At 60.4% G+C, this 19,816-nt stretch carries 17 protein-coding genes; 7 read left to right on the top strand and 10 right to left on the bottom strand.

Annotation, left to right across the window (positions count from 1 at the left end; translation table 11 throughout):
* Window positions 1-81: 81 nt before the first annotated feature.
* The 6 genes from lysS to F8N85_RS11365 all read left to right on the top strand — a co-directional run bounded on the left by lysS (window position 82) and on the right by F8N85_RS11365 (window position 5,905).
* Window positions 82-1,584 carry a lysine--tRNA ligase gene (lysS, locus tag F8N85_RS11390; protein ID WP_150803717.1) on the top strand — a complete coding sequence of 501 codons (1,503 nt, stop codon included), beginning with the start codon at window positions 82-84 and terminating at the stop codon, window positions 1,582-1,584.
* Window positions 1,585-1,683: 99 nt separating this feature from the next.
* The gene (locus tag F8N85_RS11385) at window positions 1,684-2,400 is read left to right on the top strand and encodes a TetR/AcrR family transcriptional regulator (RefSeq protein WP_150803716.1); all 717 of its coding nucleotides are present in this window, start codon (window positions 1,684-1,686) and stop codon (window positions 2,398-2,400) included.
* A 180-nt stretch (window positions 2,401-2,580) separates the two neighbouring features.
* Entirely contained in the window at window positions 2,581-3,126 is a 546-nt protein-coding gene (locus F8N85_RS11380) for a DUF4262 domain-containing protein (protein WP_150803715.1), read from the top strand.
* Window positions 3,127-3,160: 34 nt separating this feature from the next.
* Window positions 3,161-4,438: a flavohemoglobin expression-modulating QEGLA motif protein gene (locus F8N85_RS11375; RefSeq protein ID WP_150803714.1), complete on the top strand. Its 1,278-nt coding sequence runs from the start codon at window positions 3,161-3,163 to the stop codon at window positions 4,436-4,438.
* 226 nt (window positions 4,439-4,664) lie between these two features.
* On the top strand, window positions 4,665-5,579 hold the full coding sequence (locus F8N85_RS11370) for an alpha/beta hydrolase (protein WP_150803713.1): 915 nt from the start codon (window positions 4,665-4,667) through the stop codon (window positions 5,577-5,579).
* Window positions 5,576-5,905 carry a hypothetical protein gene (locus F8N85_RS11365; protein ID WP_150803712.1) on the top strand — a complete coding sequence of 110 codons (330 nt, stop codon included), beginning with the start codon at window positions 5,576-5,578 and terminating at the stop codon, window positions 5,903-5,905. The genes F8N85_RS11370 and F8N85_RS11365 overlap by 4 nt, the downstream gene beginning before the upstream one ends.
* Before the next feature lie 146 nt (window positions 5,906-6,051).
* On the opposite strand, the gene F8N85_RS11360 is transcribed toward F8N85_RS11365, so the two are convergent.
* From F8N85_RS11360 to F8N85_RS11345, 4 genes are all read right to left on the bottom strand, one after another.
* Entirely contained in the window at window positions 6,052-6,429 is a 378-nt protein-coding gene (locus tag F8N85_RS11360; protein ID WP_150803711.1) for a hypothetical protein, read from the bottom strand.
* Between the two features lie 81 nt (window positions 6,430-6,510).
* Window positions 6,511-7,320: a putative RNA methyltransferase gene (locus tag F8N85_RS11355; RefSeq protein WP_150803710.1), complete on the bottom strand. Its 810-nt coding sequence runs from the start codon at window positions 7,318-7,320 to the stop codon at window positions 6,511-6,513.
* Window positions 7,320-8,471: a succinyl-diaminopimelate desuccinylase gene (gene dapE, locus F8N85_RS11350; RefSeq protein ID WP_150803709.1), complete on the bottom strand. Its 1,152-nt coding sequence runs from the start codon at window positions 8,469-8,471 to the stop codon at window positions 7,320-7,322. Before dapE ends, F8N85_RS11355 begins: the two co-directional genes overlap by 1 nt.
* 217 nt (window positions 8,472-8,688) lie before the next feature.
* A complete protein-coding gene (locus F8N85_RS11345; protein WP_150803708.1) occupies window positions 8,689-11,280 on the bottom strand; it encodes a glycosyltransferase in 2,592 nt (863 codons plus the stop codon).
* Window positions 11,281-11,556: 276 nt separating this feature from the next.
* On the opposite strand from F8N85_RS11345, the gene tcdA reads away from it, so the two are divergent.
* A complete protein-coding gene (tcdA, locus tag F8N85_RS11340; protein ID WP_412072486.1) occupies window positions 11,557-12,369 on the top strand; it encodes a tRNA cyclic N6-threonylcarbamoyladenosine(37) synthase TcdA in 813 nt (270 codons plus the stop codon).
* 139 nt (window positions 12,370-12,508) lie between these two features.
* Here tcdA and F8N85_RS11335 read toward each other — a convergent pair whose 3' ends face one another.
* The 6 genes from F8N85_RS11335 to F8N85_RS11310 all read right to left on the bottom strand — a co-directional run bounded on the left by F8N85_RS11335 (window position 12,509) and on the right by F8N85_RS11310 (window position 19,811).
* Window positions 12,509-12,916, bottom strand: a complete 408-nt coding sequence (locus tag F8N85_RS11335) for a SufE family protein (RefSeq protein WP_150803706.1) — start codon at window positions 12,914-12,916, stop codon at window positions 12,509-12,511.
* Window positions 12,913-14,118, bottom strand: a complete 1,206-nt coding sequence (locus F8N85_RS11330; protein WP_150803705.1) for an aminotransferase class V-fold PLP-dependent enzyme — start codon at window positions 14,116-14,118, stop codon at window positions 12,913-12,915. Before F8N85_RS11330 ends, F8N85_RS11335 begins: the two co-directional genes overlap by 4 nt.
* Window positions 14,119-14,203: 85 nt before the next feature.
* Complete coding sequence (gene dapD, locus F8N85_RS11325; protein WP_150803704.1) at window positions 14,204-15,238, bottom strand: 2,3,4,5-tetrahydropyridine-2,6-dicarboxylate N-succinyltransferase; 1,035 nt, start codon at window positions 15,236-15,238, stop codon at window positions 14,204-14,206.
* Between the two features lie 33 nt (window positions 15,239-15,271).
* Entirely contained in the window at window positions 15,272-15,634 is a 363-nt protein-coding gene (locus F8N85_RS11320; protein ID WP_224795671.1) for an ArsC family reductase, read from the bottom strand.
* Window positions 15,635-15,874: 240 nt separating this feature from the next.
* Window positions 15,875-17,074 (bottom strand): succinyldiaminopimelate transaminase, encoded by a 1,200-nt coding sequence (gene dapC, locus F8N85_RS11315; RefSeq protein WP_150803703.1) that lies wholly within the window; start codon window positions 17,072-17,074, stop codon window positions 15,875-15,877.
* A gap of 34 nt (window positions 17,075-17,108) precedes the next feature.
* Window positions 17,109-19,811 (bottom strand): [protein-PII] uridylyltransferase, encoded by a 2,703-nt coding sequence (locus F8N85_RS11310; RefSeq protein ID WP_150803702.1) that lies wholly within the window; start codon window positions 19,809-19,811, stop codon window positions 17,109-17,111.
* Between the last annotated feature and the right edge of the window lie 5 nt (window positions 19,812-19,816).

The following is a 19,816-nucleotide window of genomic DNA, read 5'->3' as shown; positions in this document are numbered from 1 at the left end:
CCGCGCTCCTGCAGGAGCGCGGCGAAGCCCGCGAACCCTCGAAGTCGAGGGCAATGAACCTGTGATGGAATATTTAAAGACATGAGCGACCTACAACTCGATCCGCAAGCCCTGCAACAGGAAGAAAACTCCCTGATCGCCCTGCGCAAGGAAAAGCTTGCTGCCGAGCGCGCCAAGGGCCAGGCCTTCCCCAACGACTTCCGTCGCGATGCCTACTGCGAAGACTTGCAGAAGAAGTACGCGGACAAGACCAAGGAAGAGCTGGCAGAGGCTGCGATCCCGGTCAAGGTTGCCGGTCGTCTCATGCTCAACCGTGGTTCCTTCATGGTGATCCAGGACATGTCCGGGCGCATCCAGGTTTACGTCAACCGTAAAACCCTGTCCGAAGAAACCCTGGCCGCGGTGAAAACCTGGGACCTGGGCGACATCATTGCCGCCGAAGGCACCCTGGCGCGTTCCGGCAAAGGCGACCTGTACGTTGAAATGACCAACGTGCGCCTGCTGACCAAGTCCCTGCGCCCGCTGCCGGACAAGCACCACGGTCTGACCGATACCGAAACCCGCTATCGCCAGCGTTATGTCGACCTGATCGTCAACGAAGAAGTCCGTCAGACGTTCCGCATCCGTTCGCAAGTGATCGCGCACATCCGCAGCTTCCTGATGCAGCGCGACTTCCTTGAAGTCGAAACGCCGATGCTGCAAACCATTCCTGGTGGTGCCGCGGCCAAGCCATTCGAGACTCACCACAACGCCCTGGACCTGGACATGTTCCTGCGCATCGCGCCGGAGCTGTACCTCAAGCGTCTGGTGGTCGGTGGTTTCGAGCGCGTGTTCGAGATCAACCGTAACTTCCGTAACGAAGGCGTTTCGACCCGGCACAACCCCGAGTTCACCATGCTCGAGTTCTACCAGGCCTACGCTGACTACGAAGACAACATGGACCTGACCGAAGAACTGTTCCGCGAACTCGCGCAGCTGGTTCTGGGTTCCACCGATGTGCCGTATCAGGGCAAGGTGTTCCACTTCGGCCAGCCGTTCCAGCGCATCTCGGTATTCGCTTCGATTCTCAAGTACAACCCCGAGATCACCGAAGCCGATCTGCAAGACATCGACAAGGCTCGCGTTATCGCCAAGAAAGCCGGTGCCGACGTCAAAGGCTTCGAAGGTCTGGGCAAGCTGCAAACCATGATTTTCGAAGAGCTGGTCGAGCACAAACTGGAACAGCCGACCTTCATCACCGAATACCCGTTCGAAGTGTCGCCACTGGCACGTCGCAACAACACCAACCCGAATGTCACCGACCGCTTCGAGCTGTTCATTGGTGGCCGTGAAATCGCCAACGCCTACTCCGAGTTGAACGACGCGGAAGACCAGGCCGAGCGCTTCCAGGCCCAGGTGCGTGACAAGGATTCCGGTGACGACGAAGCCATGCATTACGATGCCGACTTTGTCCGCGCCCTGGAGTACGGCATGCCGCCAACCGCGGGTGAAGGGATCGGTATCGACCGTCTGGTGATGCTACTCACCGACGCTCCGTCGATCCGCGACGTGATCCTGTTCCCGCACATGCGGCCGCAAGCGTAAGTGTTTTGAATAAAAAGCCGCCGCTTAGAGGCGGCTTTTTATTGTCTGTGTGGGACTGACGTACTTCTAATTCATTGAGATTCGAGAGGAAAGCCTGTCGTGAACCGTGCAATTGCTCAAGAAGGTGCAGCGGGCATCGCCGCTGCGGTCGCTGAAAGCGTTCAGTACCAGGGCCGCAAGGCCAGCCGACAGGGCAGCGAGCAGCGCCGACAGGTCATTCTCGATGCCGCCATGCGCATCGTCGTCCGCGACGGGGTGCGGGCGGTGCGTCACCGCGCAGTGGCCGCCGAGGCCGGTGTGCCACTGTCGGCGACCACTTATTATTTCAAGGATATCGATGATTTGCTCACCGATACCTTTGCTCAATACGTGGAACGCAGCGCGGCCTTCATGGCCAAATTCTGGGCGAATAGCGAAGGCGTGTTGCGCGAGATGGTTGCCTACGGTGACGGCAGTCCGCAGTCCCGCTCGCAGCTGGCGGATGATATTGCCCGATTGACCGCCGACTACGTTCAGCGCCAATTGCACAACCGTCGCGAGCACCTGATGGCCGAGCAGGCGTTCCGCCAGGAGGCGCTGCTTAATCCGCGTCTGGCGCTGTTGGTGCGCTCGCACCAGCAAATTCTGCTACAGGGCACATGCCTGTTTTTCCAGGTTTTGGGGTCCCGTGAGCCACAACAAGATGCCAAAGTGTTGACGGCGATTATCGGACGGATGGAATATCAAGGCCTGCTCAATGATCCGGAGCCTCAGGCGGAGGAAGAAATGCTCGGTATTCTCAAGCGTTACATGCATTTGGTGCTGGCTTCCGTCTGAGGACCCCGGCACTCCTCGGTGCCGGTATTGGCGTGAGCCACGCGGTCCCTTGTGTAGGAGCTGCCGCAGGCTGCGATCTTTTGATCTTCGATCTGCCACGCAGATCTCACCAGGCTGAAACAGATCGCAGCTTGCGCCAGCGCCTACAGAAGCCGGTCATATGTTCATAGGGAGTGTTGAATGAAGTCCTGGCGTGTCGTGATCGCCTTGTCGTTCCTGCTGCTCAGCGGCTGCCTGGTGTCCTTCAAGGAGCCATTGCCGGCGAGTGAGCCGGCGCCTGCGGGGTTGCTCGGCAAATGGACCAGCAAGAATGCCTGGGGCGAAGCGCTCAACCTTGAGCTGACCCGTGTTGGCACCAACCGCTACCAGGCCGTCAGCTACGCCAAAGCCAAACCCCGGGAGCGTGATGCCTATGGGTTTACGGTCTCCCGTCATGGCAGCCGCTGGTATGTGTCGGCAAAAGTACCGGCCAGCTTGGGCGGTAACTTCACTATCGCCGGTTTCGAGCTGACCGATGACCACGAACTGGTGGTCTACAACCTCGACCTCGAGCAGATCCATCAGGCACTGGGGCAAGAAGCCCTGAGTGGCGAACCGTTTGAAACCGAAGAAGGCGAGGGCGTACTGGTCGGCAATCCGCTGGAGCAGGTGTTCGCCTACCTGGATGATCCGGCCAACTCTGATGTGTTCGTCGAAGCGGCGCGCTTCCAGCGTTCGGGTAAGTAAACGCAGCATAGAACGTTATCAATAGGAGCTTCGGGTGGACGATTACCAGCAGACGATACGCCTTTTGTCCGATCGCATAGTGCTGGCGCAAACGCCGATCCGCGTACTGGATGCGGTCAAGTGGGACGACAGCATCCGCAACGGTTTCCTCAAGGCCAATGGCAAGAAAATGCCTGCGGTAGATCGCGACTACTACCTCAACCGCCCGCTGGCGTTCGATCCCAGTTCGGTGAAACTGGAATTCCAGAACATCGAACGCGACATCACCCGGCAACTCGGCCAGTTCAACCCGGTCGGGCAGATCATGCGCCGCATGTGCAAGGAATACCGCATGGTGGTGCGCATGCTCGAAGCGCGCGGCACCGAGGACTTCGGCCTGATCTCCCAGGAGCTTTACGGCGCCGCTTCCGACGCCTTCCATGCCGGTGACCCGACCCTGGCCGACCTGGGCCTGATGCTCTCCGACTACCTGAACAACATCGACGGCCGCGGCGACCTCAAGGACGAACCGAAGATCCTGACCTCCAAGGAGGCCGTTCATCTGCTGCAAACCCGTCTGAACAAGGTGTTCGGCGAGGCCGAGGAAACCATTCGGGTGTTCGAGTCCGACGGGATCGTTGCCGATGCGGCGGCCGGTGCCGACTACATCAAGATCCGCACCGACGCGATGTTCAACCACCGTGACGTGCGCGCCCTCGAAGTCCATGAAGGGCTGGTGCATGTGGGTACTACCCTCAACGGCCTGAACCAGCCGATCTGCACCTTCCTGTCCAAGGGCCCGCCGTCCTCGACCGTGACCCAGGAAGGCCTGGCGATCCTGATGGAAATCATCACCTTTGCCTCCTATCCAAGCCGCCTGCGCAAACTGACTAACCGCACCCGCGCCATCCATATGGTGGAAGAAGGTGCGGACTTCATGCAGATCTTCGAGTTCTTCCGTGAGCATGGCTTCGATATGGCGCAAAGCTATGGTAACGCCAGCCGGGTGTTCCGCGGCTCGGTGCCTGACGGTTTGCCATTTACCAAAGACTTGTCCTACCTCAAGGGCTTTATCATGGTTTACAACTACATTCAGTTGGCCGTGCGTAAGGGCAAGCTTGAGCAGATTCCCTTGCTGTTCTGTGGCAAGACCACCCTGGAGGACATGCGTACGCTGCGCCAGCTGGTGGACGAAGGACTGGTGGTGCCGCCCAAGTATTTGCCCGAACAAATCCGTGACTTGAACGCCTTGTCGGCCTGGATGTGCTTCTCCAACTTCCTCAATCACCTGAGCCTGGACCGGATCGAAGCGGATTATTCGAATATCTTGTAGCAATGAGGTCTGTCGGCGGACGGGCTTTTTTGTGGCGAGGGGGCTTGCCCCCGCTGGGGCGCGAAGCGGCCCTAAAACCTGCAAGTCGGTTCTGCCAGACAGACCGCATGTGCAGGTTTTACGACTGCTTCGCAGCCGAACGGGGCGATGCGGCGTTCCGACAAGCCCCCTCGCCACAAATGATCACTAACCTGATGCATCACCTTATATGCGAGGTTTCAATCGGATGAGAATCCTCGGCATCATCAGCCTGTTAATCGCACTGAGCGGCTGCAGCGCCTTGTTGTTCTATCCCGAGCCCGGTCAGCCATTCACTCCGGAAAAAGCCAAGCTGCAATTTCGCGACGTCACCCTGATCACCGCCGACGGGCTCAAACTGCACGGTTGGTGGCTGCCAGCCAAGGCCGGTGTAGCGGTCAAGGGCACGGTGCTGCATCTGCACGGCAATGGCGGCAATCTGGCCTGGCACCTGGGCGGTAGCTGGTGGCTGCCCGAGCAGGGCTATCAGGTGTTGCTGGTGGACTATCGCGGTTATGGCCTGTCCGAGGGGGAGCCGCGGTTGCCCGAGATTTACCAGGACATCGATGCGGCGTTCCAGTGGCTGGACCAGGCCCCCGAGGCTCAAGGCAAACCGCTGGTGGTCCTCGGTCAGAGCCTGGGGGGCGCGTTGGCGGTGCATTACCTGGTCGAGCATCCCGAGCGTCAGCGCCAGCTCAAGGCCATTGTGCTCGACGGCGTGCCGGCCAGTTACCGTGATGTCGGGCGTTTTGCCTTGAGTAGCTCCTGGATGACCTGGGCGTTCCAGGTGCCGCTTTCCTGGCTGGTGCCGGATGACGACAGTGCGATCAACGCCATGGCGCAACTCAATGCAGTGCCGAAATTGATTTACCACAGCATCGATGATCCGCTGGTACCTCTTTCCAACGGCGTCCGTCTGTATCAAGCTGCGCCGCCGCCCAGAGTGCTGCAACTGACCCGTGGTGGTCATGTGCAGACCTTTGCCGATCCGGTCTGGCGAAAAGTCATGCTGCGTTACCTTGATGACCCGCAGCATTTCAACGGCCTGCGCCGGCTGGGCGAGATCCCGAATTACCCACTACCCCAGAATTCAGAAGTTGAACCTCCAGAGAGTCCGCAATGAGTGAAGAACGTAACGCCATTCCCCTGATCATCACCGGTATCTGCAGCATCCTCGGCACTGTCGCGGTCCTGTGGTACTACGGCTACCTGCATTTCGCAAAACCTGAGGACGCACTGCTGCTGAGCGAATTCACTATGGTCAAAACCCTGCCGGGTGAGGACTACAAGGTGTCCCTGGAGCCCGCTACCCAGGTCGCTCAGTGCATTGATGGCGTGCTGGTGCTGTTCGACACCGAGCAGAAAGGCTTGACCGGCGTGCTAGTCAACAGCAAGAAGAAGGCTGTGCGCTGCATGGGCGAGGAAACGCCGCAAAAACTGGAGCAATAACCCAATCTCTCGCACCCAATTAACGTAGTGCACAAATACTGTGGGAGCGAGCTTGCTCGCGATGGCGTCATCTGGCGCGACATTGACTGCGCGTCTTACACCGCTATCGCGAGCACGCTCGCTCCCACAGGTTCGGCGTATGGCCTTTAAGCGGTTTTCCAGGTGATCTCTTCTTCACCATCGGCGCTGATCCGCATCCAGCGATCCGCCGACTCCTCACCTTCTTCTTCGACCCAGGAACCCGGCGCGCAACGCACTTCCACGTTCAGCGCGGCAAAAGCGGCGCGGGCGCAGGCAATGTCGTCGTCCCATGGAGTCTGATCGCTGTCCAGGTGCAGGCTGTTCCATTTGCCCACGGCCTTCGGCAGCCAGGTTACTGGGACGTCTCCGGCCTTGCATTTATAGGTCTGGCCCCTCTGAACCCAGTCGGTGCAAGGGCCCAGGGCCGTGCCGAGCCAGGCCGCGATGGCCTTGTAATCGACGTCGGCGTCTTTCAGGTAAATCTCGATATCGGGCTGGCGCATGGATGTCCTCGTTGCGGGTCTGAAAAATCCATTCGCGGATTTAGTCGGCCTCAAGCGACGCTCAAGGCCATGAATTAAGGGTTACTGAAGAACGAAGTAATCGTAGCGCATCGATACGCTGACCTCGAACGGCTCTACCTGTTCGATGACCTTTGCCCGCCGTTCGGCACTGGCGCGCCAGCCGTGGGGTGTCATGGCCAACAGGTTGGCGCGGTCCTGACCTCGGTCCAGAGTCAACTTGAAGTCCAGGGTCTCGCTGTGTTGCAACTGCATGCCTTCGGGCACCAGCGCCAGGTGTTTGTCGTCGGTGTACTCGCGCACCTCATCGTACAGGCGCTCACGCAATTCCATCAGATGGCCGCTGGTCGGCCCGACCTTCATCAAACCGCCGCCGGGGCTGAGCAGGCGCTTGGCCTCAAGCCAGTCGAGGGGGCTGAACACGCTGGCGAGGAACTGGCAGCTGGCATCGGCCAAGGGCACGCGGGCCATGCTGGCGATCAACCAGGTCAGCTGCGGATTGCGCCGGCAGGCGCGTTTCACGGCTTCGCGAGAGATATCCAGGGCGTAACCCTCGGCATTGGGCAGGGCTTGCGCGATTTGCGCGGTGTAGTAACCCTCGCCACAACCGATGTCCAGCCAGCGCTGCGGCGCTACTTGCGCGGCTAGTTCGGCCAGGCGTTTGGCCACCGGCGCGTAATGGCCGGCGTTGAGGAAATCGCGACGGGCTTCGACCATCGCCTGGTTATCCCCAGGGTCACGGCTGTTCTTGTGCTGCACCGGCAACAGGTTCAGGTAACCCTGCCGCGCGCGGTCGAAACGATGCCCGGCGGGGCAGGCCACGCCGTTGTCCACCGCGTTCAGCGGTTCGCTGCAGATCGGGCAGGCGAGCATCAGGCGAGCAACTTGATCAGGGTCTGGTAGTAAATCTCGGTCAGCACGTCGAGGTCGCTGGCCAGCACGCGTTCGTTGACCTGGTGGATCGTCGCGTTGACCGGGCCGAGTTCGACCACTTGGGTGCCCATGGTTGCAATGAAGCGTCCGTCGGAGGTGCCGCCACTGGTGGAAGCCTGGGTTTCACGGCCGGTGATGGCCTTGATGCTCGCCGACACCGAGTCGAGCAACGCGCCCGGTTCAGTGAGAAACGGCAGGCCGGACAGCGCCCACTCCACATGCCAGTCCAGGCCATGCTTGTCGAGGATATCGGCGACGCGCTTTTGCAGGCCTTCGACAGTCGACTCGGTGGAGAAGCGGAAGTTGAATACCGCGACCAGATCACCCGGGATCACGTTGGTCGCGCCAGTGCCGGAATTCAGGTTGGAAATCTGGAAGCTGGTCGGCGGGAAGAAGCTGTTGCCGTGGTCCCAGTGCTCGGCGGCCAGTTCGGCCAGGGCCGGGGCGGCGAGGTGGATCGGGTTTTTCGCCAGGTGCGGGTAGGCCACGTGGCCCTGTACACCGCGTACGGTAAGCCTGGCGCCGAGGGAGCCGCGACGACCATTCTTGACCACGTCACCGACCAGCGTGGTGCTCGACGGCTCGCCGACGATGCACCAGTCCAGACGCTCTTTACGGGCGACCAGACGCTCGATTACCGCTTTGGTGCCGTGATGGGCCGGGCCTTCTTCGTCACTGGTGATCAGGAAGGCCACCGAGCCCTTGTGGTCCGGGTAGTCGGCGACAAAGCGCTCGGCCGCCACCAACAGGGCCGCGAGGCTGCCTTTCATGTCCGCCGCGCCACGGCCGCAGAGCATGCCGTGTTCGTCGATCAGCGCATCGAACGGGTCGGTCTGCCAGGCTTGCACCGGGCCGGTCGGGACCACGTCGGTGTGGCCGGCGAAGCACAGCACCGGGCCATCGTGTTTACCGTGGGTCGCCCAGAAGTTATCCACCTCTTCAATGCGCATTGGCTCCAGCTTGAAGCCGGCATCGCCCAGGCGCTGCATCATCAGCTTCTGGCAATCGGCGTCGATCGGCGTCACCGAGGGACGGCGGATCAGGTCACAGGCGAGTTGGAGGGTCGGCGAAAGGTCGGCGTGGGCCGTCATGAAGAACTCCGGAAACTTGGAATATAGGTGCAGGCTTTTGTGGGAGCGGGCTTGCCCGCGAAGGGGCCATCACCGCCGCTAAAAGCTTCGCGGGCAAACCCGCTCCCACAGTTAGTGTGGTCAGGCCTTAAATCTCGTGGTGCAAGGCGCGTAAAATGGCGGATATCTTAAAGCAAAACGGCGGCCGTTGGCCGCCGTTTAGTGCTTCTGTATTGATTTAGACGGCCGGTGCGTGCTCAGCTTCGGTCGAAGGTTTTGGCAGCGAAGACAGGAAAGCCATGATCAGCGCCGCCAGATACGGCAGCGACTGTACCAGCAGCATGGCGACCCAGAAGCGCATGTCGTAGCTTGGCAGGCCCTGCACCAGGCAGATGCCCAGCGCCGCGCCCCACAACATCAGCATGATGAACATCTCTTCCCGGGCTTCCGAAATCGCTACCCAAAAACCGTGATTGTCGGCATTTTTCGGCGTACGGAAGAACGGAATGCTGCTGGTGAAGAACCCGTACAACACCGCTTTGGCGATGGTGTGAGACAACGCCAGGCCGGCCAGTGCCGCTGCGAAGGCATCTTTCAGGTTGACCCCGACCGCACGACGGTAGAGGAAGATGATCTTGCCGACCTTGAACACGAACAACGCCAGGGGCGGGATCGCGAAGATCAGCAACGGCGGATCGACCCGTTGCGGCACGATGATCATCGCCGCCGACCACAACAGGGCACCGACGGTGAAGAAGATGTTCATGCCGTCGGCGACCCACGGCAACCAGCCCGCGAGGAAGTGATAGCGCTGGCCACGGGTCAGTTCGGTGTCTTTACCGCGAATCAGGCTGGCGGTGTGCCGCTTGATGATCTGAATCGCCCCATAGGCCCAGCGGAAACGCTGTTTCTTGAAGTCGATAAACGTATCGGGCATCAGCCCCTTGCCATAGCTGGTGTGGTAATACGCAGCCGACAAACCTTTTTCGAAGATCCGCAGACCCAGTTCGGCGTCTTCACAGATGCACCAATCGGCCCAGCCCAGTTCTTCGAGCACCGAACGGCGGGTCATGGTCATGGTGCCGTGCTGGATGATCGCGTCACGGTCGTTGCGGGTGACCATGCCGATATGGAAGAAACCCTTGTATTCGGAGTAGCAGAGCTTCTTGAAGGTGCTTTCGTTCTGGTCGCGATAATCCTGCGGTGATTGCACCACGGCGATTTTCGGGTCGGCGAAGTGCGGCACCATGTGCTTGAGCCAGTTCGGATCGACACAGTAGTCGGAGTCGATCACCGCGATGACTTCGGCGTCTGGAGCGGTGTGCGGAATCAGGTAATTCAGCGCACCGCCCTTGAAACCGGCCAGTGGCGCTACGTGGAAGAACTTGAAGCGTGGGCCGAGGGTTTCGCAGTAGGCCTGCACCGGTTCCCAGACCGCCGGGTCTTTGGTGTTGTTATCGATGATCAGGACTTCGAAATCCGGATAATCGAGGTTGGCCAACGCGTTGAGGGTCTGTTTGACCATCTCCGGCGGCTCGTTGTAGCAGGGCACATGGATCGAGACTTTCGGTCGGTAGTCCGAATCACCCACAACGGGCAGAAATTCACGCCGACGTTTGTGGGTCCAGACCGCCTCGGCCAGTTCGTGGGCTTCGGTCAGCAACACGATAAACACCCCGAGCGCACCGAGGGCGAGCAGGAAGCCCACCGTCAGGCTGAACCAGGTGCTGTATTGCTGGCTGTAGTCGTAACCGATCCACACCAGCACCGAACCGCAGAGGAACGCGATAAAGGTCAGGAAGGTCCGGCCACGCTGACGCAGGGCCGAGCCGTCGATCAACAGCAAGGCCAGCGAAAGCATTGCCAGCACCACTGAGCCAACAGCCAGCACCCGCCACTGCGGGATCGCGACCACAGGTCCTTCAAAGTTGAATTTCTGCTGGCGTGCGGCGTTGTACACGCCCCAGTAGGCGCCCACCGAGCCTTCATCGCTGGCCTTCCACGGCTGGTCGAAGGCTTCGATCACGAAGTAGTTGTAGCCCTGGCGGTTGAGCTTGTTCACCAGGGTGCGCAAGTAGATCGCCTGATCGGCCGGGGTCGCGTCGGCACCGCCACGCATGCGGCCATTGCTCGGCCAGCCGACCTCGGACAGCAGCAGGGGTTTTTTCGGGAACATTTTTTTCAGGTCGCGGGCACGATCGAGGACGAACTGGCCGGCCTCTTCCACCGGCACGAACTCCCAGTAGGGCAGGACGTGCGCAGCGATCAGGTCGACGTGCTTGGCCAGGCTCGGGTTCTCTTCCCAGACGTGCCACTGCTCGGAAGTGGTCACGGGCACTTTGACTGCCGCGCGCACGCGATCAAGCATCACGCTCAATTGCTCGGCGGTGATTTCCTTGCGGTAGATCGCCTCGTTACCGACCACCACTCGCACCACACTGCGGGAACTGTTGGCGATCTCGATGGCGCGCTGGATTTCGCGCTCGTTGCGCTCCAGATCCGGACTGATCCAGATCCCCAGGGTCACCCGCAGGCCAAATTCTTCGGCCAGCTTGGGAATATCACCCAGGGTGCCGTCCACCGAATAGGTGCGGATATTGTCCGTCTGCTTGCTCATGATCTCCAGGTCGCGACGCATTTCATCGTCGGACGGGTACTGGTTTCTCTGTGGGTACTGGCCTTGCTGGAAGGGCGAGTAAGAAAAACCGGAGATCTGTTCAGGCCAGTTGGGTGTTGTGACCGGGCGGTTGACCAGCGCCCAGAAACCGGTGAACAGCGCGGCGATTGCCAACACCACCACCAGGTTGAGTCCAAATTTACGCGATGACATAGCTATTTCGGGTTCCAAAGGGTGTGGAACGAAGAACTGCCGGCAGGTGCCAAACGGCGCGCATCCTACACTGGCCCTCGATTGACCGTACAGCGGACAGGAAAAGGTCCGATATTGGGCAATCCAAGTCGATTAAAGTTCTTTGCTTGCGGTGCTGTAGCTTAAATCGCAGTGATGCGTAGTCCATTAGAACAGGCTTGGCTGCCGTTCATAGCGCAAAGATGCTCTTGGCGAGCATCGGGCCTATAATGCGCGCCGGTTTTTGGGGTAATGGTCATGAGTGCAGAAGATCCGCGGTTTGCTGGCGTCGCCCGTTTGTATGGCATCGAAGGCCTTGCGCGTTTGCGCGCGGCCCATGTGGCAATCATCGGGGTGGGTGGAGTCGGCTCCTGGGCGGCGGAAGCCATCGCTCGCTGCGGGGTGGGCGAGATCTCGTTGTTCGATCTGGACGATGTTTGCGTGAGCAACAGCAATCGCCAGTTGCACGCATTAGACAGTACCGTCGGCCGGGCCAAGGTCGAGGTGATGGCTGAACGCCTGCGTGGGATCAACCCGGACTGCAAGGTGCATGCGGTGGCCGACTTCGTCACTCGCGAGACCATGGCCGAGTACATCACCCCGGACATCGATTGCGTGATCGACTGCATCGACAGCGTCAACGCCAAGGCGGCGCTGATCGCCTGGTGCAAGCGTCGCAAGATTCAGATCATCACCACCGGCGGCGCCGGCGGGCAGATCGACCCGACGCTGATTCAGGTCTGTGACCTGAACCGGACCTTTAATGACCCGCTGGCTTCCAAGGTCCGCTCCACCTTGCGCCGCGACTACGGCTTCTCACGCACCGTAACCCGTCATTACAGCGTGCCCTGCGTGTTTTCCACCGAACAACTGCGCTATCCGAAACCGGACGGCAGCATTTGCCTGCAGAAGAGTTTTGTCGGCGACGGGGTGAAGCTCGACTGCGCCGGTGGTTTTGGCGCGGTGATGATGGTGACGGCGACCTTCGGCATGGTCGCGGCGACCAAGGCGGTGGACAAGATTGTTGCCGGTGTGCGGCGGCCGGCGGAACGGGTCAAGCCTCAGGTTTAAATATTGCTGCTGATGGCCTCATCGCGAGCAAGCTCGCTCCCACAGGGTCTGAGTTATTCCACTATTTTTGTGTTCAACATGGATCTAATAATGTGGGAGCGAGCTTGCTCGCGATGAGGCCCTGACCGACACCGCAGATTCAGCGGTCAGCCAGCTCTCGCATCCGCTGCAACACCGCATTCAATCCATTGCTGCGCGATGGCGACAGCTGTCTGGATAATCCCAGCTGGTTGAACCACTCCGGCAAATCCACCTGCTGTAACTCTTGCGCCGACAACCCGTTGACCCGCACCAGCAGTAACGCCACCAATCCACGAATCAATCGCGCATCGCTGCTCGCCGCAAACTGCCAGTGACTGTCCTGCAAGTCACCGATCAACCAGACCTGGCTTTCACAGCCTAGCACCCGGTTGGCGTCGATTTTGTACGCCTCGTTCAAGGCCGGCAGCCGATCGCCCCACTGCATCAGCAGACGTGCCCGCTGTTCCCAGCCGGTGGCGGCCTGGAAGGTTTGCAGTGCGCTCAGCGCTTCGGCTGGGAGGTTCATCGCAGCAGCTCCAGGGCTTGATCCAGAGCGGTAAAGAAGCGCTCCAGGTCGTCGGAATCGTTGTACAGCGCCAAGGAAACCCGAATCGCCCCCGGCAGGCCCAGGCTTTTCAGTAATGGCATCGCACAATGATGGCCGGCACGCACGGCAATGCCCTGCTCGGTCAGCAAGTGCGCCACGTCAGAGTTATGCACACCCTCGACGACAAAACTGGCCAGCGCCACCTGCGGTTTGCCCAGCAGGCGGAGGCCTTTGCGCGCGAGCAGGCCTTGCAGCAAATAGGCATGCAAGGCGGCCTCATGGGCGTTCACCGCGTCCTGATCGAGCCCGCTCAGGTAATCGAGGGTCGCGCCAAGGCCGATAACGCTGGCAATCGGCGGGGTTCCGGCTTCGAAACCGAGCGGGGCGGGGCGGAAGGAGGCGTGCTGATAGTCGGCGTTTTGCACCATTTCACCGCCAAATTGCCAATGACGCAGCTGGCGCAACGCCTCGTTACGGCCAAACAGCACGCCAAGCCCGTCCGGCCCGTAGAGCTTGTGACTGGAACATACATAGAAGTCGCAACCCAGCGCCTGCACATCGTGGCGGCCATGGACCACGCCCTGAGCGCCATCGACCACGGTCAACGCGTCATGGGCCTTGGCCATCGCCAGCAGTGCCGGCAACGGCTGCCAGGCACCCAGTACGTTGGACAACTGGCTGACCGCCAGCAGGCGAGTGCGCGGGCCGATCAGGCTGGCCGCGGCGTCAAGATCGATCAGGCCATCGGCGTCCAATGGCAGGACAATCAGCTCAAGGTCGCGACGCAGGGCCAGCTGTTGCCACGGCAGCAGGTTGGCGTGGTGTTCCAGGGCGCTGATGACGATTTCATCGCCCGGATTGAATTGGTGTTCCAGGCCATAGGCCAGGAGGTTCAGCGCGGAGGTCGCGCCATGGGTAAAAATGATCTGCCCGTCAGCGCCGGCATTCAGCCACTGGGCAACCTTGCCACGACTGTCTTCGAACGCCTGGGTGGCGTGGGCGCCCGGCAGGTGTTGAGCCCGATGTACATTGGCCGCGCCGTTGGCGTAGTAGTGCGTCAGGGCGTCCAGCAGGGCTTGGGGTTTCTGAGTGGTGGCGGCGTTGTCCAGATAGGTCTGGTCTTGCCGTTGCAGAGCGGCGATGGCCGGAAAATCGGCGCGCCAGGGAGAGGAAATCATCATGCTATTGAGCCCTGGTGAACATGGGCGGGTGTACGCCTGACCCTGTAGGAGCGACGCTCCTACAGGTGATCGTTTGACGCTCTGCTTAGTTGTGAGCGTGCAGCGCTTCGTTCAGTTCGATGGCCGATTTGTGGGTTTTGCATTCCACGGCACCGGTCACTGAATTGCGGCGGAACAGCAGGTCAGGTTGACCAGCCAGTTCGCGAGCCTTGACCACTTTGACCAGTTGATTGTTCTCGTCGAGCAGCGCCACTTTGGTCCCGGCAGTCACGTACAGGCCGGATTCGACGGTGTTGCGGTCGCCCAACGGAATGCCGATCCCGGCGTTGGCGCCGATCAGGCAGCCTTCGCCGACCTTGATGATGATGTTGCCACCACCGGACAGGGTGCCCATGGTCGAGCAACCGCCACCCAGGTCCGAACCCTTGCCGACGAATACGCCGGCCGAGACGCGGCCTTCGATCATGCCCGGGCCTTCGGTGCCGGCGTTGAAGTTGACGAAGCCTTCGTGCATCACGGTGGTGCCTTCGCCGACGTAGGCGCCCAGGCGAATCCGTGCAGCGTCAGCGATACGCACGCCAGCCGGTACCACGTAGTCGGTCATTTTCGGAAACTTGTCGACCGAGAATACTTCCAGTAACTCGCCGCGCAGACGGGCTTCGAGTTGGTGCTCGGCCAGTTCGGCAAGGTCGATCGCGCCCTGGCTGGTCCAGGCCACGTTCGGCAGCAGCGGGAAGATCCCGGCGAGGTTCAGGCCATGGGGCTTGACCAGTCGATGGGACAGCAAGTGCAGCTTGAGGTAGGCCTCGGGGGTGGAACTCAGTTGGGCGTCTTCTGCCAGCAAGGTGGCGACCAACGGCTTGTGGCTTTCGGCCAGACGGGTCAGCAACGCGGCTTGAGCGGCATCGACGCTTTTCAGGGCTTCGGCCAGTTGCGCGGCTTGAGCGGTGGTGAAGGCGATGGCCTGATTGCCTTCGGTGTAACCCAGGATCGGAGCAATGGCGGCAACCAGCTCGGCCGATGGATTGAGCAATGGCTGGGCGTAAAACACTTCCAGCCACGCGCCTTGACGATTCTGGGTACCGACACCAAATGCCAGGCTGAACAGGGTAGTGGACATGCAGTTACCTCTTACAATAATGAACGGGCAGGCTTATGCAAAAGCTGCCGCGTAGATATCTGGCTTGAAGCCAATCAGGGTTCTGTCACCGAGATCGAGCACCGGGCGCTTGATCATCGAGGGTTGTGCGAGCATCAGTTCGATGGCTTTCGCTTGATCGAGATCGGCTTTGCGTTCGTCGTCGAGTTTGCGAAAGGTCGTGCCTGCACGGTTCAATACCACTTGCCAGCCGTGCTCGTTGCACCACTGGCTCAGGTGTTCACGGTCGATTCCGGCCGTTTTGTAATCATGGAAGTCATAGTTGACAGCGTTTTCATCGAGCCAGGTGCGCGCCTTTTTCATGGTGTCGCAGGCTTTGATGCCGAAAAGGTGCAACGTTTTGCTTGAGACGGTCAAGGAATTGCCCCCTTTGCAGGTGCTGGAAACGAAAGGTGACGGATTATGCCATGACCGGGCGGTTTCGGCGTCGGCGGCGGCCGACCTTTGTCGCATTGTGTTACTGGAATGGGCCGCAGGTGAAATTGCGGCTACACGCGATTCCGTGGGGGCTGGCGCGGGCGTGCGATCTTTTAGCGTCATTAAGGGCGCTGAAAATCAAAAGATCGCAGCCTGCGCCAGCTCCTACAGAAGGTGTTGTTATCGCCGACGCTGAATGAAGTCGCGAATCCGCGTTGCCGCTTCGACACATTCCGCCAGCGGCGCTACCAGCGCCATCCGCACGCGCCCGGCGCCCGGATTAAAGCCGTCGACTTCACGGGACAGGTACGAGCCTGGCACCACCGTCACATGTTCTTGCGCGAACAGTTCGCGGCAGAATTCGGCGTCATCCCCTTCAACATTCGGCCACAGATAGAAACCACCATCCGGGCGCTGCACGTCCAGTACCGGACTGAGAATCTCCAGTACCGCATCGAACTTTTCCCGATACAGCGTGCGGTTGGCGCGTACATGTTCTTCGTCGTTCCACGCCGCAATGCTGGCGAGCTGGGTCTGAACCGGCATGGCGCAGCCATGGTAAGTGCGGTACAGCAGAAACGCCTTGAGCACCTCGGCATCGCCGGCGACGAAACCGGAACGCAGGCCCGGCAAGTTGGAGCGTTTGGACAGGCTGTGGAACACCACGCAGCGCTTGAAGTCCTTGCGGCCCAATTCGACGCAGGCGCTGAGCAGGCCCGGCGGCGGTGTTTGTTCGTCGAAGTACAGCTCGCTGTAGCACTCGTCGGCAGCGATCACGAAGTCGAATTCATCGGCCAGGGCGATCAGCTTTTTCAAGGTGTCCAGTGGGATCAGCGCGCCGGTGGGGTTACCCGGCGAGCACAGGAACAGGATCTGGCAGCGTTGCCAGATCTCTGCCGGCACCGCGTCGAAGTCCGGATTGAAGCCGTTTTCGTCGAGGCATGGCAGGTAATGTGGCTTGGCCCCGGCGAGGAAGGCTGCACCTTCGTAGATCTGATAGAACGGGTTTGGGCTGATCACCAGCGCTTCATCGCTGCGATTGACCACGGTCTGGGTGAAAGCGAACAGCGCCTCCCGGGTACCGTTGACCGGCAGTACGTTGCGCGCCGGGTCGAGCCAGCCGTCTGGAACGCTGAAACGGCGCTCGCACCAGTGAGCAATCGCTTCGCGCAGGGCCGGTATGCCCAGCGTGGTCGGGTATACCGCCATCTGGTCCAGGTTGCTGGCCAGCGCTTCGGCGACAAAGCCCGGCGAGCGGTGTTTCGGCTCGCCGATGGACAGGGCGATCGGGCGTTTGTCTGCTGTGGGTTGCACGGTGCCGAGCAGGGCGCGGAGTTTCTCGAACGGGTAGGGCTGCAACTGGTTCAGAGCGTTGTTCATTGCTGGCGGATCTCACTCAGGTCATGGCGCGCGGCTAAATGCTGATGCGCGACAGTTCGATATTCGGTTCATGGCTGACGCTCAGCTGTTTGACGATTGCGTCCTGCAAACGGCTGCACAGTTGCGGGTCTGAAAGCGGCTGATTATTCGCGTCGGTGATGAAAAACACGTCTTCCACGCGCTCGCCGAGGGTGGCGATCTTGGCGTTCTGCAGTGACAGGTCGAACTCGAGGAAGATGTTACCGATCCGCGCCAGCAGGCCAGGCCGATCCGGGGCGCTTAGCTCGAGGACCGTCACCGGACGCTGGGCATCGTTGTGGATGGTGACCTGTGGCGGGAATGCAAAGTGCTTGAGCTGGCGCGGCACCCGACGCTGGATAATGGTCGGGTAGTCATCCGGGTTGTGCAGGGCTTCGGTCAGGCCGTCGCGAATCTGCTTGACCCGTGCCGGATTGTCGCCGATCGAGTCGCCGTCGGTGTCGAGCACGATATAGGTGTCGAGGGTGAACTGGCTGCTGGAGGTGATGACCCGAGCGTCATGAATGTTCAGGTTGAGCTGGTCCATCGCGGCCACCGTCACGGCGAAGAAATCGTGCTGATCCGGCGCGTAGATGAAGATCTGGGTGCCACCCTCGAATTCCCGCTGAGTGGTTTCCTTAATCAGCACCAGCGGGCCGCCATCGGCCGGTTGCTGCAGGATCGCATCGCTGTGCCAGGCCACGTCGCCGGCGGTATGACGCAGGAAGTAGTCATCGCCCAATTGCGCCCAGAGCTGTTCGACGTCGTCCGGGTCGGTGCCGCCGCGCACCAGGATGTCCAAGGCGGCACTCTGGGTCTGGCGGATCTGTTCTTCGCGATCCACCGGGTTTTCCAGGCCGCGGCGCAAGGCGCGCTTGGTCTCGGTGTAGAGCTGACGCAACAGGCTGGCCCGCCAGGAATTCCACAGGGTCGGGTTGGTCGCGTTGATGTCGGCGACGGTCAGTACGTACAGGTAGTCGAGGTGGGTTTCATCGCTGACGATCTGTGCGAAGTCGTGGATTACCTGTGGATCGGAAAGATCCTTGCGCTGGGCGGTGGTCGACATCACCAGATGGTTCTGCACCAGCCAGACAATCAGCCGGGTGTCCCACTGCGGCAGTTGATGGCGCGCGCAGAACGCCTCGGCATCCACCGCGCCAATGTCCGAATGATCGCCATGCCGACCCTTGCCGATGTCGTGATACAGGCCGGCCAGGTAGATCAGCTCGGGCTTGGGCAGCTTGCCCATGAGTTTGCTGGCCAGCGGGAATTTCTCGGAAACCTGGGTGTACTGCAGTTTGCGCAGGTGTTTGATCAGATTCAGGGTATGGGCATCGACCGTATAGATGTGGAACAGGTCGTGCTGCATCTGGCCGACAATGAAGCCGAACTCCGGCAAATAGCGCCCGAGGATGCCGTACCTGTTCATCCGTCGAAGATTGCGATGGATGCCGATCTCGCACTTGAACAATTCGATGAACAGGCTGGTATTGCGGATGTCGTTGCGGAAATCATCGTCGATCAAGTGACGGTTTTCCCGTAGCAAGCGTACGGTATCGGCGCGAACCCCTTTGATCTCCGGGTGCTGGGCCATAAGCAGGAACATTTCCAGCATGGCGAATGGCGTGCGCTTGAACACATTGACCCGGGTGACTTCGATGTAGCCGTCGTGCAGCTGGAAGCGCGAATTGAGCGGTTGCGGTGGCGTTTCATCTTCCGGCGCGAGAATGATTTCCTCGAAGTGCTGGATGATCAGGTCACTGAGCTGGGCAATGCTCATGACCACTCGGTAGTACTGCTGCATGAAGCTTTCGATGGTGTGCTTGGCGTCCTCACCCTCGAAGCCCAGCAAGCCGGCGATCGAACGTTGGTGGTCGAACAGCAGGCGGTCTTCGGAGCGGCCGGCCAGCATGTGCAGGGCGTAGCGGACTTTCCAGAGGAATTCCTGGGACGACGCCAGCAGGGCGTTCTCGCTCTCCACCAGAAAACCTTCGCCAGCCAGCGCGCGCAGATTCAGCGTACCGTATTGGCGCCGGGCGACCCACAGCAGGGTCTGGATGTCCCGCAGGCCACCGGGGGAACCTTTGACGTTGGGTTCCAGGTTGTATTCGGTATCGTTGTACTTGTGGTGGCGAGCCTTTTGTTCGGCGCGCTTGGCCAGGAAAAACTCCTTGCTCGGCCACATATGAGCGGTACTGGTGACTTCCAGCATGCGCTGACGCAACCGCTCGGGGCCAGTAATGGTGCGGCTCTCCATGAGGTTGGTGACGACTGTCAGGTCGGCTCGGGCTTCCTCTGCGCATTCGTCCACCGAGCGCACGCTTTGCCCGACTTCCAGGCCGATATCCCACAGCAGCGTCAGAAAACGCTCGATGGAGTCACGGAAGATTTCATGATCGGCGCTGTCCAGCAGGATCAGCAGGTCGATGTCAGAGTAGGGATGCAACTCACCGCGGCCATAGCCGCCGACCGCGACCAGGGCGATGTCGGCGTCTTCGCTCCAGTCGAACTGGTCCCAGGCCTTTTGCAGGATGTTATCGACGAACCAGGCGCGATCCTCGATCAGTCGGCGGATATCCCGGCCGCAGCGAAAGCGTTCATCAAGCACCTCGCGGGCCTGACGAATAGCTTTCTTGAAGGCCGCAATCGGGCTGGCCTTCAAGGCCAGTTCAGCCTGGAACTGACCGCGGTCGAAGAGTTCTGGATCCACCTGCGGCATCGATT

The sequence above is a fragment of the Pseudomonas fluorescens genome (assembly GCF_902497875.1).
Lineage (GTDB): Bacteria > Pseudomonadota > Gammaproteobacteria > Pseudomonadales > Pseudomonadaceae > Aquipseudomonas > Aquipseudomonas fluorescens_BR.
Note: the sequence above shows the minus strand (reverse complement) of the source record. Positions and strands in the feature narration are given on the sequence as shown.